The organism is Hydrocoleum sp. CS-953 (assembly GCF_002260545.1).
Taxonomy (GTDB): Bacteria; Cyanobacteriota; Cyanobacteriia; order Cyanobacteriales; family Microcoleaceae; genus Trichodesmium.
The window spans coordinates 1-2,510 of record NZ_LGSU01000232.1 but is presented as its reverse complement, the minus strand read 5'-3'; the positions used below and the strand labels follow the sequence as shown (position 1 = coordinate 2,510).

Sequence of the window (2,510 nt, the reverse complement as noted above, 5' to 3'; positions counted from 1 at the left end):
GAAATGAAGGAAATAAGGAAAACTCTGAGAATGAGGTTTTCTATGATAATGAGTCAAACATACTCAATATAATACCTAGAACCTAATAGTTTGATTATCATTAATTAATCAGACATAATACTATTTAAACTTGAACTGGATTTTCCAGCATTAATTTTGAACGCTTTAATGTTTCTGGTAAAGGAATAGGATAGTCGCCAGTAAAACAGGCAGAACAAAAAGTCTTGGGATCTTCTTCTGTTGATTTCAACATTCCCTCCCGACTCAAATATGCTAAAGAGTCAACACCTATTTTTTCAGCAATTTCTGCCACTGATTTTGTTGCTCCTATTAATTGTTTCTGGTTATCTGTGTCAATTCCATAAAAACAGGGATGAGTAACTGGTGGGGAAGAAATTCTCATGTGGACTTCTGTTGCGCCAGCATCTCGTAAAGCTTTAACAATCTTCTTACTCGTATTACCCCGGACAATGGAATCATCAACCATAATTACTCGCTTACCTTCCAACACATCTTTGAGAGGGTTAAGTTTCATGCGAATACCTGATTCTCTCATGTGCTGAGTCGGTTGAATAAAGGTACGGCCAACGTAGCGATTTTTGATTAATCCTTCCGCATAAGGAATACCTGATTGTTGGGAAAAACCGATCGCTGCTGGAATGCCAGAGTCAGGAACACCTATTACCATATCTGCGTCTATTAATGATTCTTTTGCTAATTGGCGTCCAATTCTCAGTCTGTAGCTATATAAACTACTGCCTTCCATAATACTATCGGGGCGGGCAAAATAAATCATTTCAAAAATACATAGCTTCCTCTGGGGTTTTTGATTCCAGTGGAAAGAAGCCATACCTTCTTCTGTTATCCAAACTAACTCTCCAGGTTCAACATCCCGCAGATATTCTGCACCAATAATATCTAAAGCACAAGTTTCTGAAGCTAGGACATATCTTTTCGGGTTAATATCTTCTAAAGTACCAATCACTAGAGGTCTTACACCGTGGGGGTCTCGGACACCCATTAAACCTTCTGGAGTAGCAATAGTTAAACTAAAAGCTCCCTGACATAAATGAAAAGCACTAATAGCAGCTTCTAGCCAACTTTTACCAATTTTAACTTCTGTGGCGATCGCCAATGCAATCATTTCTGAATCTGTAGTGGTTTTAAAATCACACCCACGTTTGATTAACTCTTCCCTTAATTCTGCTGTATTGACAAGATTACCATTATGTGCAAGAGCTAGTGGACCTAACTGACTATCAACAACGGCAGGTTGAGCATTGATAATACGACTAGACCCAGTAGTAGAATAACGAGTATGACCAATCCCTATATTGCCAGGCAACTGTTGTAAGATTGATTCATTAAAGACCTGAGATACCAACCCCATTCCTTTGTGTATGTATAATTGATCGCCTTGAAAAGTAGCTATTCCGGCTGACTCTTGACCTCGATGCTGTAGAGCATACAAGCCAAAATAAGTAAGTTTAGTTACATCTTCTTCTGGGGCATAAATCCCGAAAACACCACAAGCTTCTTCTGGCTTATCTATTTCGGTGGAATTTTCTGAATATTGCTCTGTATCTGGGGAGTGGTTATCAGTCATGGTTAAATTTTAAGTTGTTATTAGGATTGTTAGTTTTTATAACTCTTTTCAAGGTGAAAAATTATCCAGTCTAGGGATAGGTTAGAAATATCTTAACCTTTCTTTAACTATAGTAACCGATCTTGTGAAGTATTGTAAACTAATATTTAAAGTAGCATTCAGCACTCAGCTAACCTCCTGGGTTGTAACTGGGTCTTTTTCTTATGGAATGCTTCGCAAAGATGTCGCGTAGCAAAAAAGCAATCAGCTTCTGAAGGTATATAATGGGGGGTAGTTTAAGAGAAGCCGCTCCGCCTCCCTACTCCCTACTAGCTATTCCCTACTCCCTCTTTTCTATAGACATCTCCAAAAATAAAAAATTAAATCAATTATTGAGCATAAACCGTCAATTATTTCTTCCTACTACCTACTCCCTCTTTTCTGGAGATGTCTAATATAAATGGTTAAATTCTTCAGGTTATAGTAGCTATTTTAATTGAGTCAAAGTATTAAAAGATGTTCTGATTAATTTTGTCTAGGTACTTATCCCAGACTTCTTTAATGCACTACTGAAAATATTTCTTTAATTTGGTTAATAGCTTGGTCTGTTGCTTCAGTTGTTGATCAACCTTCAATTAACACTTCTCGCATCGCTTTACCCCAAATATTTTTTTCATTCCCTTAAAAGGGCAGGCTTTGAACCTCATTTTTTGGTAAATCTTTTTGTTTTTTTTCCCCTATCCTAATTGCCATATTCTCTATCCCCTAAAACCATCCATAAAATTATTTTTGTTAAGACACCTCCTACAACTAATACTGGTGTTAACCGATCGCCAAATTTTACATATAAAGTCTGAGTCTTTCGTCGATAAATTGTATCAGTTAGTCAGTGAACCTCCTACTTTTGTCGGAGGCTTGAAATACT

1 protein-coding gene is annotated in these 2,510 nt (G+C 37.1%); it reads right to left on the bottom strand.

The window, feature by feature from the left end:
* Positions 1 to 124 precede the first annotated feature (124 nt).
* Positions 125 to 1,606 carry an amidophosphoribosyltransferase gene (purF, locus tag AFK68_RS01965; RefSeq protein WP_094671213.1) on the bottom strand — a complete coding sequence of 494 codons (1,482 nt, stop codon included), beginning with the start codon at positions 1,604 to 1,606 and terminating at the stop codon, positions 125 to 127.
* Positions 1,607 to 2,510 lie beyond the last annotated feature (904 nt).